General features: G+C 66.4%; 9 protein-coding genes and 1 pseudogene. 6 read left to right on the top strand and 4 right to left on the bottom strand.

All coding sequences use genetic code 11. From position 1 onward, the window contains the following. The first annotated feature begins 7 nt into the window (after positions 1-7). On the top strand, positions 8-658 hold the full coding sequence (locus E4S61_RS00935; protein WP_167768376.1) for a helix-turn-helix domain-containing protein: 651 nt from the start codon (positions 8-10) through the stop codon (positions 656-658). 175 nt (positions 659-833) lie between these two features. Here E4S61_RS00935 and E4S61_RS00930 read toward each other — a convergent pair whose 3' ends face one another. After that, a complete protein-coding gene (locus E4S61_RS00930) occupies positions 834-1,763 on the bottom strand; it encodes a sulfide-dependent adenosine diphosphate thiazole synthase (protein ID WP_135302029.1) in 930 nt (309 codons plus the stop codon). 133 nt (positions 1,764-1,896) lie between these two features. Between E4S61_RS00930 and E4S61_RS00925 the strand changes: the two genes are divergently transcribed. Continuing rightward, positions 1,897-3,318 (top strand): YjiH family protein, encoded by a 1,422-nt coding sequence (locus E4S61_RS00925; RefSeq protein ID WP_135302028.1) that lies wholly within the window; start codon positions 1,897-1,899, stop codon positions 3,316-3,318. A gap of 134 nt (positions 3,319-3,452) precedes the next feature. Here the strand turns inward: E4S61_RS00925 and E4S61_RS00920 are convergent, their stop codons facing one another. Both E4S61_RS00920 and E4S61_RS00915 read right to left on the bottom strand, forming a co-directional pair. Further along, positions 3,453-3,851 carry a hypothetical protein gene (locus tag E4S61_RS00920; protein WP_167768375.1) on the bottom strand — a complete coding sequence of 133 codons (399 nt, stop codon included), beginning with the start codon at positions 3,849-3,851 and terminating at the stop codon, positions 3,453-3,455. A gap of 84 nt (positions 3,852-3,935) precedes the next feature. Continuing rightward, the gene (locus E4S61_RS00915; protein ID WP_135302027.1) at positions 3,936-4,580 is read right to left on the bottom strand and encodes a helix-turn-helix domain-containing protein; all 645 of its coding nucleotides are present in this window, start codon (positions 4,578-4,580) and stop codon (positions 3,936-3,938) included. Between the two features lie 82 nt (positions 4,581-4,662). On the opposite strand from E4S61_RS00915, the gene hutU reads away from it, so the two are divergent. Genes hutU through hutH form a run of 4 tightly spaced genes read left to right on the top strand, consistent with a single transcriptional unit; the run spans position 4,663 to position 10,193 of the window. Further along, on the top strand, positions 4,663-6,405 hold the full coding sequence (hutU, locus tag E4S61_RS00910) for a urocanate hydratase (protein WP_135302026.1): 1,743 nt from the start codon (positions 4,663-4,665) through the stop codon (positions 6,403-6,405). Next, positions 6,402-7,325, top strand: coding sequence for a formimidoylglutamase (gene hutG, locus E4S61_RS00905; RefSeq protein ID WP_135302025.1), 924 nt, complete (start codon positions 6,402-6,404; stop codon positions 7,323-7,325). The genes hutU and hutG overlap by 4 nt, the downstream gene beginning before the upstream one ends. Continuing rightward, complete coding sequence (gene hutI / locus E4S61_RS00900) at positions 7,322-8,569, top strand: imidazolonepropionase (protein ID WP_135302024.1); 1,248 nt, start codon at positions 7,322-7,324, stop codon at positions 8,567-8,569. The genes hutG and hutI overlap by 4 nt, the downstream gene beginning before the upstream one ends. A gap of 19 nt (positions 8,570-8,588) precedes the next feature. Continuing rightward, on the top strand, positions 8,589-10,193 hold the full coding sequence (gene hutH, locus E4S61_RS00895; RefSeq protein ID WP_135302023.1) for a histidine ammonia-lyase: 1,605 nt from the start codon (positions 8,589-8,591) through the stop codon (positions 10,191-10,193). A gap of 16 nt (positions 10,194-10,209) precedes the next feature. Here the strand turns inward: hutH and E4S61_RS00890 are convergent. Next, positions 10,210-12,751 (bottom strand): annotated as a pseudogene (locus tag E4S61_RS00890) (AAA family ATPase). Position 12,752: the final 1 nt, after the last annotated feature.

Genomic DNA, 12,752 nt, shown 5'->3' with positions numbered 1-12,752 from the left:
CCCCACTATGACGACAGGAATCCTCGCCACCGTGACGGTGCGAGAGCCCGCCGCCTGTCCGGTCGTCGAGTTCGGTCAGAACCGACGCGTTCGGTCCGTTACTGCCGGACAGCCCGCTGAAGGGCACATTCCGCTGGAAGTGACGACCGACGAACCCCTAGACCACGACGACCATCCCGGCGAGGCAGTCTTCAGTTACGACGCCGAGACCGTCTATCGGCTCGACCGACCCGTCGATCAGGACTGTGCGTGTGACTGCGTCGAACGCCACGACTGCCTTGTCCGAGATATCAGCGCCGAGGGCGGGGAACTCCTTGTCACTTTTATCGCGCCCGACCTCTCCGAACTCCGCGATATCGTTTCCGACCTCCGGAGCCACGAACAATCGGTGACAGTCCGCAGTTTACGACGGTCCGGCTCCGACGAGGGCGACTCAGAACCCGTCTTCGTCGACCGGCAGGCGTTTACCGACCGCCAACGGGAAGTGTTACAGATGGCCCACGAACTGGGCTACTTCCAACGACCCAAACAGGCCAACGCCGGCGACGTTGCCGCCGAACTGGGTATTTGCCCCTCGACGTTCGCCGGGCATCTTGCCGCCGCACAGACGAAGCTGATGGACGCACTCTTCGAGGAAGAGACGACGGAACTGGACTGAGAGCGGTCCAACCCGACGTGCTACTCGAACGGATTCGAATCGCCAGCGAGATGGCCGTCTAGACGCTGTCGACTACGAGTGTCGATGGTGGCGACGCTAACGGCTGAACCGGGAACGCTGGAGGCCGTCGGAACGTCAGCGGGGTCAAGCGGGGCGGCCGACGCAGAAGACGCCCTCAGTCGTCGGCGGGGGCGGCGTCGCGGCTGGTGATGTCGACTTCCTCGGCGTCGACCTCCAGTTCGTCGAGCGCGACCTGCGCGGCGCGCTTGCCCGAGACGAGCATCGCGCCGAAGGTCGGTCCCATGCGGGGGAGGCCGTAGGTGGTCGCGGTGGCCATACCGGTGACGACGAGGCCGTCGTGGGCCAGCCCGGTGTGTTCGACGACGGCGTCCTCGCTCTCGCCGACCCACATCGAGTCGTGGCCGGGCGAGTCGTGGCCGGGCGCGCCGTACGTGTCGTCGCCGGTCTGGTCCATCCCCGAGTTCGACTTCGCGTCCTCGATGCCCGGCGCGTTCAACACGCCGCGCTCGTCGAGTTTCTTCACCGCCATCGCGTCGTGACCCGTCGCGTCGATGACGAGGTCCGCCTCGACGGCGATGGGGTCGACGCAGGTAATCTCGCGGGGCAGCGCGTGAACCGGCGTCCAGTTCATCACGATGCCGCCGACGCGGTGGTCCTCGCGGATGACGATGTCCGTGAACTCCGTCATGTTCTGCATCTTCGCGCCCGCGTCGCAGGCGGCTTTGATGAGACCGGAACAGGCCTCCGGCCCGTTGGCGATGTAGAGACCCTCGCTGTCCTGCGATCGTTTGTACTCGACGTCGAGTTCGTCGAGAACGTTCTGGGCGGGGTCGCGCACCGTGACCTTGTTCATCAGGAAGCCACCGAGCCAGAACCCGCCACCGAGGTAGTTGTTCTTCTCGACGACCATCGTCTGGACGCCGCGTTCTGAGAGTTCCTTCGCGGCCATTAGCCCCGAGGGACCGCCACCGACGATGATGACGTCCGAATCCGAGAAGTCCATGAACTCCTCGGTCCACTCCTGACCGATGGCGCGTGTGACTTCCGCCTCGCCGACGTCGCTGAACTGATCGAAATCGCTCATACCACCTAGTGATATTTTGGTGTGGTAAATAGATGTTGCGGTGCTGGCTTCCACTGCCGTCCGGAGACACTGATAAATCCCGCACCACACGGTGGTTTCGGAACTAACACTTCGATGCTGGTAGTGTGTGGTAATGTCTACCGAAACAGGCAAGACGTACACCGTCGATACCGAACCGGCAGTGGAGAGCATCGAGGAGATAGAGCTACACGAGTACGATATGCGGCCGGTGGTGAAGTTCGTCGTTGCCTTCCTCATCGGGGGCGTGTTCTTCCTCCTCCCAGTCCCCTATCAGGGCGAGGTGACGGTGCCGTTCGACATCGTCGTCAGCAACATCACGGGAACCTTCCCGGACGCCGTCGGGGTGTACTCGCTGGCCATCATCGTCGCGGGCGGCGTGTTGACGACGCTGGCGATGGTCGGGGACGGCGAGGTGAGCGGGTACGACGTCTCGTACTTCGAGACGTCGACCGTCTTCTGGTTGCTTCGCGTCGCCGGCCTCGTCCTTGCGCCGGTGATGTTCTTCAAACTCGGACCGGGGTGGCTACACACCCCGAGCACCGGCGGCCTGATGTGGAACACGCTTGTCTACAGCGTTGGCGTCATCATCCCCATCGGCGCGATTTTCATCACAATCTTCGTCGAGTTGGGCGGGTTGGAGTTCGTCGGGACGCTCGCTCGGCCCATCATGCGACCGCTGTTCAAGGTGCCCGGCCGCGCGGCGCTCGACAGCCTCGCGTCGTGGGTCGGTTCCTACAGCGTCGGCCTCTACGTCACCCGCAACGTCTTCGAAGCAGGCGGCTACCACAAGCGCGACGTGTTCACCATCGCCACCTGTTTCTCGACGGTTTCCATCGGCTTCGTCGGCGTCGTCGCCGCGACGCTGGAGATCTTGCCGCTGTTCCCGCTCATCTTCGGCGCGTACTTCCTCTGTGTCGTCGTCACCGGCGCGATTCTCGTACGCCTCCCGCCCATCTCGACCACGCCCGAGGAGTACATCGCCGAACCCGACCCCGAAGTCGCCTTCTCCGGGTCGCCGACCGACTACGTCCGACTCGCCATCAGCGAGGCCATCGGTAAGGCCAAAGAGGGCGAGACGTTCGCACAGGCGGCCAAACGCGGCTTCGTCGACGGCCTGAAACTGACGAGTCTCATCCTCGGAACCATCCTCGCCGTCGGCCTCGCGGCGACGCTGCTGTCGGCGAACACGCCGCTGTTCGACATCCTCGGCCGGCCGTTGACGCCGATTATCGCGGCGCTGGGCATCCCGAACGCCGAGGTCGTCGCGCCCGCGACCATCGTCGGCATCACCGAGATGTACGTCCCCGTCCTGTTAGTGACCGAGACGGCGACGAAGGCGAAGTTCTTCGTCGCGGTGCTGGCGGTGTCGCAACTCATCTTCTTCTCCAGCGTCGGCCCGATGATCATGGACATGTTCAGCGACGTGCCGATCCGCTTCCGCGAACTCGTCGCGCTGTTCGTGATGCGGACCATCATCCTGTTGCCACTTATCGCGGGCATCACCCACGCGCTCGACGCCCTCGGGTTCCTCTGAGAACAGCCTGTCGAATAGGTCGCGCGTCTCTCGCAGGGGTTTGGACGCAGGCCCCGTGGCAACGGGGTAGTCAGCACAAGGGAGACACGAGTCGAGAGACGCTCCTCCCCTCGGTCACCGCGCGTCGTCTTTCGCTATTCGTCTAAGCGGTCCGCTTTGTACAGCCACGCTCCGAGTACCATCAGGACAGTCCCGGTCAGCGGCCAGCCGACGAGTCTCGTGAGAGCACCAGCCAACGGTTCCGTGCTCCCTCTCGCGCCGACCCAGTACAGCTGGAGCAGAAACAGCGCGACCACGAGGAGACCCGTCACCGCGAAACTGGCCGCTAGTGTCTCCTGGGCTGTGCGCCGTGTATAGAGATACGCGGCCAGACCCACAGCGAGAGCGAGCGGGAGAAATCCCAGGTTCGCCGCTAGCTCGATTACGAGCCAGAACGCAAGCGGGACACCGAGCGCAACCAGTACGCGACGGCGTTCACTGACATCGATAGATTCGACGACGGGCCCCACCGCAGTCCGGAGTCGGAAACTCATACCAGCTACACGGTTGCAAACGACAAATATGCTCTCGCCGCTCGTTCGAGACCAACGTCGGCTCCGTTTTGGCGTCACCCGGTCCTAGAGGAACTCCACCAGCGCCTCGGTCAGCTTCTTCTCCGCGCGGCGCAGGTGTTCCTCCGCGGTCCGCCGTGTCACGCCGACGGCATCCGCAATCGCCGCCGTCGAGGTCTCTCGCGGGAGTTCGTAGTAGCCCATCTCGTAGGCCGTCAGGAACACCTCGCGCTGGCGCGCCGAGAGGTCCGGCAGGAGCGCGTCGACCGTCAGCAGCGGCGCGTCGGGCGTCACCGACCGAATCTCTCGTTTCGACTCGACGGTCACCGCGTAGTCGTCGGCCATCGCCGCGTACACGGCAGACAGCGACTCGGCGTCGAGCGCGAGGACGCGAGCGAGTTTCGCGCCCTCGGTGTACTTCAGCGGCGGGACGAGCAGACAACCGTGGTCGGCGAGATACCCCTCGACGTTGTGTTCGAGGTGGGACGTGAGACACTCGGCCGTCACGACGACCAGTTCGTCGCCCTGCCGGAGCTGTTCGCTGACGCCGACGGTGTCCCGAACCTCCTCCAAGACGGCGTCCGCGCCGCGCCCGCTGACGTGCAACAGGTCGCGGTGGTCGTTACACCACAGTTCGATGGTCGTATCGGTGCCGTCGGTGGCCACCGTGTACGCCCCGTCACCGGCGACGCGGAAGACGGCCTCGTACATAGCTATCAGTACGCACGCCGCATATAAAATAACCACCTTGAGGAGGGGATTCGCTATCCCGTTCGCAGTCATACGTCAGACCATGTCACAACAACCCACGACCGACGACGACCACGGGATCGGCGAACCGTCCGAGCAGTGGCGCGAGTACCAGGGCGCACCGACCGGGACGGACATCGAGTGCGAGGGGTGGCGACAAGAGGCCGCCCTCCGGATGCTGAACAACAACCTCGATCCAGAGGTGGGCGAAAAGCCCGAGGATCTCGTCGTCTACGGGGGCACTGGCCGGGCCGCCCGTTCGTGGGACGCCTACGACGCCATCGTGGACGAACTCCGCGAACTGGGCGACACCGAGACGCTGCTCGTCCAGAGCGGCAAGCCGGTTGGCCGCTTCGAGACCCACGAGAAAGCACCGCGGGTCCTCATCGCCAACTCGAACCTCGTCGGGAAGTGGGACAACTGGGACCACTTCCACGAACTCGAAGCGAAGGGGCTCATCATGTACGGGCAGATGACCGCCGGGTCGTGGGCCTACATCGGTACACAGGGAATCATCCAGGGGACCTACGAGACGCTGGCGGCCCTCTCCCGGAAGCACTATCCCGACGACGAGGGCCTGTGCGGGAAGATTGTCGTCACGGGCGGCTTGGGAGGTATGGGTGGCGCGCAACCACTCGCGGTGACGATGAATCACGGCGTCTGTATCGCCGCCGAAGTCGACGAGAAGCGCATCGACCGCCGCATCGAGACCGACTACTGTCAGGAGAAGACCGACGACTTAGACGAGGCCATCGAACGAGCGAACGAAGCGGCCGAGAACGGCGAACCGTACAGCGTCGGCGTCCACATGAACGCCGCCGATATGCTCGAAGCGATGCTCGAACGAGGGTTCGTCCCCGACGTGATCACCGACCAGACCAGCGCCCACGACGAACTGGAGGGGTATTACCCGTCGGGCTACACCGTTTCAGAAGCCGACGACCTGCGAGAGCGCGACCCGGAGAAGTACGTCTCCGAGAGTCTCGACACGATGGAACGCCACGTCGAGGGTATTTTGCAGATGCAGGACCGCGGAGCCATCGCTTTCGAGTACGGCAACAACATCCGCGGACAGGTCGAAGAACATCGCGGGATGGAGAACGCATTCGACTTCCCGGGGTTCGTCCCCGCATACATCCGCCCACTGTTCTGTCAGGGGAAGGGACCGTTCCGCTGGGCTGCGCTGTCGGGGGACCCCGACGACATCCACCGCACTGACGAGGCGGTGACGGAGCTGTTCCCCGAGAAGGAGTCGCTCCACCGCTGGATAGCGTTGGCACAGGAGCAGGTGTCCTTCCAGGGCCTCCCCTCGCGGGTGTGTTGGCTCGGCTACGCCACGGAGGACGGCCTGACCGAGCGCGCGCGGTTCGCGCTCCGCATCAACGAACTCGTCGCCGAGGGCGAGATATCGGCACCCATCGTCGTCACACGCGACCACTTAGACGCCGGGAGCGTCGCTTCGCCGAACCGCGAGACCGAAGCGATGCGGGACGGCTCCGACGCCGTCGCCGACTGGCCCATCCTGAACGCGCTGCTGAACTGCGCGGCCGGCGCGGACATCGTCAGCGTCCACGACGGCGGCGGTGTCGGCATCGGCAACGCGCTGCACACGAACAACCACGTCGTGCTGGACGGCTCTGACCTCGCCGCCGAAAAGGCTCGCCGCGTCTTTACCACCGACCCCGGCATGGGCGTGATTCGCCACGCCGACGCGGGCTACGACGAGGCCATCGAACAGGCCGACGCCGACGACGTGGCCGTGCCGATGCGGGACCGCGAGCGATGAGCGGGCTGACTGCACCACCAGAATGGGACGGCCCCTCCACGGACCCGAACGACGAGCAGTTCGGGGACGTAATCGAAGGGACGACACTCGACGCGGCGACCGACTACGACGCCGTCCTCGTCGGCGAACCGTACGACGGCGCGGTCATCGGTCGAAAAGGCGCTCACGAGGGACCCGAGGCCATCCGTCGGGAGCTCGCCGGGACGAAGACTCACCACGTCGACCGCGGCGCGGTGGATGCCATCGGCGACCTCGGGAACGTGGAGATACCCGACGACTGTGTCGAGGGCGTCCAGTTCGCTGTCCAGGAGACCGTGACTGCCATCTACGACGCGGGCGCGTTCCCCGTATTTCTCGGCGGTGACAACTCGCTCACGTTCCCGAACGCCGCGCCCCTACTGACCGACGGAACGCTCGGGGCACTCAGTTTCGACGCCCATCTGGACTGTCGCGCGGTCCGAGACGACCCCACCAGCGGCACTCCCTATCGCCAACTCCACGAGGCAGGGCTGGACGCCTTCGCCGTCGTCGGCGCGCGCCACTTCGAGACCTCGACGGCGTACCACGAGTACGTCGCCGAACAGGGCGGGCACGTCGTGACGCCCGAGACCGTCGAATCGGACCCGAAGGCAGCGGTGGACGAGGCCCTCGATTCGATGGACAGCGTAGATTCGATATACGTCAGCCTCGATTTGGACGTCCTCGAAGCGGCGGCCGCGCCGGGCGTGAGCGCGCCGACTCCGGGCGGCCTCACGACCCGCGAACTGTTCGAGATGCTCAGCCACGTCGCCGCCCACGACCGAGTCGCCGGGTTCGAGGTGGTCGAGTGCGCGCCGCCGCTGGACGACGGCTTCCGGACCGCTCGCGTCGCCGCCCGCGCGGTCGCACACTTCCTCGGCGGACTGGAGGTGAGCCGATGACCGACCTCAACGCGGTGGTCCACGGCGCGAACGAACTCGTCGTCGGCCCCGAAGAGAGCGGCCGAGAACTGGAAACCGTCGAGGACGGCGCGGTCGCGGTCGTCGACGGCGAAGTGGCGGCCGTCGGTCCGACCGACGAAATCACTCGCGAGTACCCGCCGGCGAACGCGCACCGCGCCATCGACGCCGGTGGTCAGGCGGTCCTCCCGGGCTTCGTCGACCCGCATACGCACGGCCTGTTCGCGGGCGACCGCTCCGACGAGTTCGCCGCGAAACTCCGCGGGAAGTCATATCAGGACATCCTTTCGGAGGGCGGTGGCATCCTCCGCACGGTTCGGGCAGTTCGGGAGGCCGACGACGAGATGCTCCTCTCGAATCTGCTCGGCCACCTCGATACGATGCTCGAAAACGGGACGACCACCGTCGAGGTGAAGTCGGGGTATGGCCTCGATACGAAGACGGAACTGCGGATGCTCAATGTCATCGACCGGGCGGACGACCGCCATCCAGTCGACGTGGTACCGACGTTCATGGGTGCACACGCCGTCCCCGAGGGCCGCGACGCCGACGACTACGCCGACGAAGTCGTCGAGGAGCAGATTCCAGCCGTCGAGTCACAGGGCGTCGCCGAGTTCTGCGACGTCTTCTGCGAGGAGGGGGTCTTCTCCGTTTCCCAGTCCCGACGCGTCCTCGAAGCGGGCGAGGCAGCGGGGATGACCCCGAAGGTCCACGCCGAGGAACTCGCCCACATCGGCGGAACGCAACTAGCCGCCGAGTTGGGCGCGGCCAGCGCCGACCACCTGTTGCACGCCACGGACGACGACATCGAGTCCCTCGTCGAGTCGGGCGTGACGCCGGTCCTGCTTCCCGGGACGGCGTTCGGTCTCGGCGCGGAGTACGCCGACGCGGAGGCGTTCCTGGAGGCGGACGCGCCGGTCGCCGTGGCGACGGACTTCAACCCGAACTGCCACAGTCACAGCATGGGCTTCGCGATGGCCCTGTCCTGCGTCGAGATGCGGATGACCCCCGCCGAGGCGGTAGTTGCGGGCACGCACAACGCCGCGCTGGCGCTGGACCGCGAGGACGGCCGCGGCACGCTCCGTGAGGGCGCGCCGGGCGACGTTCTCGTCCTCGACGCGCTGACGCACGTTCACGTCCCCTACCAGTACGGCACGAACGTCGTGGAGACGGTGCTCGCGGACGGCAACGTGGTCTGCGAGGGCGGGAGAACGACGTATCAGTGAGTGGTACGTACGTCGATACATGTCACGAGTTGGTACGGACAGCGTCGTCCTCGACGGCGCGTCGCTCACCCCCGAAGCGGTGGTCGCCGTCGCCCGCGAGGGCGCGACCGTCTCCATCGCCGAGGACGCACGCGAGGCCGTCCGTGAGTCTCGCGAGCGCGTCGAATCCGTTTTGGAGAGCGGCGAGGCCGTCTACGGCGTCAACACGGGCTTCGGCGAGTTAGTAGACGAACGCATCCCGAGCTCGGACCTCGAACCCCTCCAAGAGAACCTCCTGCGGAGCCACGCCGCGGGCGTTGGCCGCGAACTGACCCGTGAGGAAGTCAGGGCGATGATGGTCGCACGCGCGAACGCGCTCGTGAAGGGGTACTCGGGCGTCCGCGAGGAGGTGGTCGACCTGCTGGTGGCGATGCTGAACGAGCGACTTCACCCGGTCGTCCCCTCGCGCGGCAGTCTCGGCGCGAGCGGCGACCTCGCGCCGCTGGCTCACATGTCGCTGGTGTTGATCGGCGAGGGAGCGGTGAGCATCGACGGCGGCGGTTCGAACGAGCGAGAAACCGAGCGGCTTCCTGGCGACGAGGCCCTCGCTCGCGCGGATTTAGCTCCAGTTACCCTCGAAGCGAAAGAGGGGCTCGCGCTCATCAACGGCACGCAGTTGAGCGTCGGCCTCGGTGCGCTGACCGTCCACGACGCGACGGTGGCTCTCCGGAGCGCGGACGTGGCCGGCGCGCTCACGACGGAGGTCACGATGGGGTCGACGGTGCCGAGCCACGAGGCCATCTCGGCGGTTCGACCTCATCCCGGGCAGGCCGCCAGCGCGCGGAACGTCCGCCGCCTCACCGCCGAATCGGGTATCGTCGAGTCCCACCGCAACTGCGACCGCATACAGGACGCCTACTCGCTTCGGTGTCTCCCGCAGGTCCACGGCGCGGTCCGGGACGCCCTCGACCACCTCCGCGAGGCCGTCGAGACGGAACTCAACAGCGCCACGGACAACCCGTTGCTGTTCGCCCCCGAGGACGCCCCGGACCGGGCGAGCGGCACCGGCGACGCCGCGGTGCTGTCGGCCGGAAACTTCCACGGCGAACCGCTGGCGCTCCGGCTGGACTACGCGACGAGCGCGCTGACCGAACTCGCGGCCATCTGCGAGCGTCGCGTCGACCGCATGCTCAATCCGAACTTACAGGAGGACCACCTACCGCCGTTTCTCACCGACCGTGGCGGCCTGATGTCCGGGTACATGATCGCCCAGTACACCGCGGCGGCGCTGCTCAACGAGTGTCGAGCGACCGGGCGACCCTCGATCGACTCGACGCCGGTCAGCGGCAATCAGGAGGACCACGTCAGCATGAGCGGGCAGTCCTCGCTCTCGTTCCGCAGCGTCGTCGAGAGCGTCCAGACTGTCGTGGGTATCGAACTCCTGTGTGCGGCACAGGCCGCGGAGTTTCTGGACGGCTCACTCTCGCACGGCGTCGGGACCGCCGCGGCCTACGAGACCGTCAGAGACGTGATTCCGAAACTTGATGCCGACCGCGAGGTCCATACTGACATCGACCGGGCGCGAACACTGGTCGCCGAGGGCCTGCTCGTCGAACGCGTCGGCGAGGCCGTCGACCTCGAATAGCCGCCGTCGTCCCCACCTACAGGTTCAGCGCCGACGTGTCGTCGGCGTCGGCGTACCGGTTGCGGCCACCCCAGTCGGCGATGCTCGAATGGGTCTCCCGGACGGCGGTTTCGAGGTGGGCCTGGGTGATGTGTGAGTCAGCTCTGAGGGCGTGGCGAGCGGCATCCTCTGCCAGCAGTTCGAGGTCGCTGGCCGCGTAGCCCGCGGTCGGTTCGACGACGGCGTCCCAGTCGATGCCCTTGGCAACCGGCCGGTTTCGGAGGTGAACCTCCAGAATCTCGCGTCGGGCCGTCGCGTCTGGCGGCGGCACCTCTACGCGTTCGTCGAATCGACCCGAACGACGCAGCGCCTCGTCCACGTCCTCGACGAAGTTCGTCGCGCCGACGACCACCACGTCCGCCTCGGCGGCGCTCTCTATCTCGGTCAGCAGTTGGTTGACGAGTTGCTGTTCGCTCGTGTTCATCGACCCGCGGCGGGACCCAGCGATACCGTCGATCTCGTCGATGAACAGGACACAGGGGGCGTTCGCCCGCGCGATGGCGAAGAGGTCGGCAACGTTGCGGGCCGGTTCGCCCATCCACTTGCTCGTCACGTCGGCGGGCGATACTTCGAGGAAACTGTGGCCAAGTTCGCCCGCGAGCGCCCCGGCGAGGTGGGTCTTCCCACAGCCCGGCGGCCCGTAGAGCAACAGGCCCGAGAGCACGTCGATGTCGTACTCGGCGTAGGCATCGCTGTTCTCGATAGGGTCTAACACGGTGCCTTCGAGCCGCGCCTTCAGGTCGGCCATGCCGCCGACAGCCGAGAAGTCTCGGCCCGGGTTCGGCTCGACTAGGTTCGCCGCCTGCAGGTCTACGCCGTCGGGTTGGACGACGCCACCCTCGGCCACGTCCGCCGGGTCGACCCAGTCGGGGATGCTCGTCGCAGAATCGTCGGCGGCCGACTGGAGGTGAGCCGTGCCGATGGGCTCGTCCGCCCGGAGCGCCGCCCGAGCCGCGTTCTCTGCGAGCAGTTCGAGGTCGCTGGCCGCGTACCCCGCCGTCTCCTCGACCACCGAATCGAGTTCGAGGTCCTCGGCGACTGGACGACCCGCGAGGTGGAGGTGGAGAATCTCCCGGCGGGCCTCGGGATCCGGTGGCGGCACCTCCACGCGCTCGTCGAAGCGGCCCGAGCGCCGGATCGCGCCGTCGACGTCCTCGACGAGGTTCGTCGCGCCGACGACGACTACGTCTTCCTCGGCGATGCCCTCCAGTTCGGTCAGCAACTGATTGACGAGTTGCTGTTCGCTGGCGTTCATGTCGCTGTCGCCGTCTCGAGACCCGGCGATGCCGTCTATCTCGTCGATGAAGAGGATGCAGGGGGCGTTCGCTCTGGCGATGGCGAACAGCTCTTCGACTTTCTTCGCGGGCTCGCCCATGTACTTGCTCGTCACGTCGGCGGGCGTCACCTCGACGAACGAGTGGCCGACTTCGCCGGCGAGCGCGCCTGCGACGTACGTCTTCCCACAGCCGGGCGGGCCGTGGAGGAGGACGCCATTGACGACGCCGATGCCGTACTCTTCGAACGTCTCGGGGTCTTCGAGCGGTCGGACGACCTTGTGGTTGAGCGTCGAGAGCAGCTCGCTCATCCCGCCCACGTCGGCGAAACTTCGGTCGGGATTCGGGTCGACCAATCCCTCGGCAGACATCTCGACGCCCTCTGGTTGGACGACGCCGCCCTCGTCGGGTCGCTCTCGGTTCACCGTCGGCGCGCCGTCGCCGTTTGGCGACTGCGCCGGTGTGTCCGTCCCGCCCCGCTCCGTCTGCTCGCCGTCACCGCTCGCCCCGAATGCGCTCACGGATGTTCCGTTCGAGGCGGTCGGGGTCGACCTCGTAGCCGTAGGTCGCCAGTCGACGGGGCCGCTCACTGACGAACGTCGCCAGCCACGCGTGCTCTCGCATCTCTTCGGCCGGGGCGTCGGGGTCCCGGAAGGTGACCATCGCGGCGTCCTCGGAGTGCGGTGAGTGGAACTCCGCCAGCCAGAACGGGAGATACCACCGCTCGACATCGGTCACGCCCTCGAACCCGTCAGGGTCGAAATCACTGGGCAGGCCGTACGAATCGCGGAGTTTCCGCAGAAAGACGTTCGCGGTGCCGCCGCGCTGTTCGCGATACTCCTCGACGCGGCGCGGGAGCAGCGACTCGGCGTCGCCGGTCGGCACCTGAAATCGGAGGAGGACCGACTCGCCCAGCCCTGGGTCGTCGAGGCCAAAGTCGTAGTCGTTCGTGGCTCGCCGCACCGGGCTCTCGGTCCCGTCGGCGTATCGGACCAGTTCGCTGTCGTTGTCCGCCCAGAGGCCATCGAGCAGCGCCGTCGACTCCTTTCGCTCGGTGCCGAACAGTTTGCCCTTCCCGCTCTCGTAGGCGTAGAAGACCCGAAAGACGGGGTAGAAGACGCGATGGAGGCGAGCCAGTCGCTCGTCGTCGCCGAACTTCGTCAGCGTCCGGTCGGCGAGCGTCGCACGGACCGTTTCGGCGTCCGGCAGTCGCCGGTCGGCGTAGATGTACGGTCGCAATCCCATA

It is taken from the genome of Haloarcula amylovorans, from assembly GCF_004681185.1.
GTDB lineage: Archaea > Halobacteriota > Halobacteria > Halobacteriales > Haloarculaceae > Haloarcula > Haloarcula amylovorans.
This window is presented reverse-complemented; position numbering and strand designations above follow the sequence as displayed.

What these genes read in the sequence shown, in the direction of transcription:
- E4S61_RS00935 (WP_167768376.1), top strand. Translation starts at nt 8, where the DNA reads ATGACGACAGGAATCCTCGCCACCGTGACGGTGCGAGAGCCCGCCGCC.
- E4S61_RS00930 (WP_135302029.1), bottom strand. Translation starts at nt 1,763, where the DNA reads ATGAGCGATTTCGATCAGTTCAGCGACGTCGGCGAGGCGGAAGTCACA.
- E4S61_RS00925 (WP_135302028.1), top strand. Translation starts at nt 1,897, where the DNA reads ATGTCTACCGAAACAGGCAAGACGTACACCGTCGATACCGAACCGGCA.
- E4S61_RS00920 (WP_167768375.1), bottom strand. Translation starts at nt 3,851, where the DNA reads ATGAGTTTCCGACTCCGGACTGCGGTGGGGCCCGTCGTCGAATCTATC.
- E4S61_RS00915 (WP_135302027.1), bottom strand. Translation starts at nt 4,580, where the DNA reads ATGTACGAGGCCGTCTTCCGCGTCGCCGGTGACGGGGCGTACACGGTG.
- hutU (WP_135302026.1), top strand. Translation starts at nt 4,663, where the DNA reads ATGTCACAACAACCCACGACCGACGACGACCACGGGATCGGCGAACCG.
- hutG (WP_135302025.1), top strand. Translation starts at nt 6,402, where the DNA reads ATGAGCGGGCTGACTGCACCACCAGAATGGGACGGCCCCTCCACGGAC.
- hutI (WP_135302024.1), top strand. Translation starts at nt 7,322, where the DNA reads ATGACCGACCTCAACGCGGTGGTCCACGGCGCGAACGAACTCGTCGTC.
- hutH (WP_135302023.1), top strand. Translation starts at nt 8,589, where the DNA reads ATGTCACGAGTTGGTACGGACAGCGTCGTCCTCGACGGCGCGTCGCTC.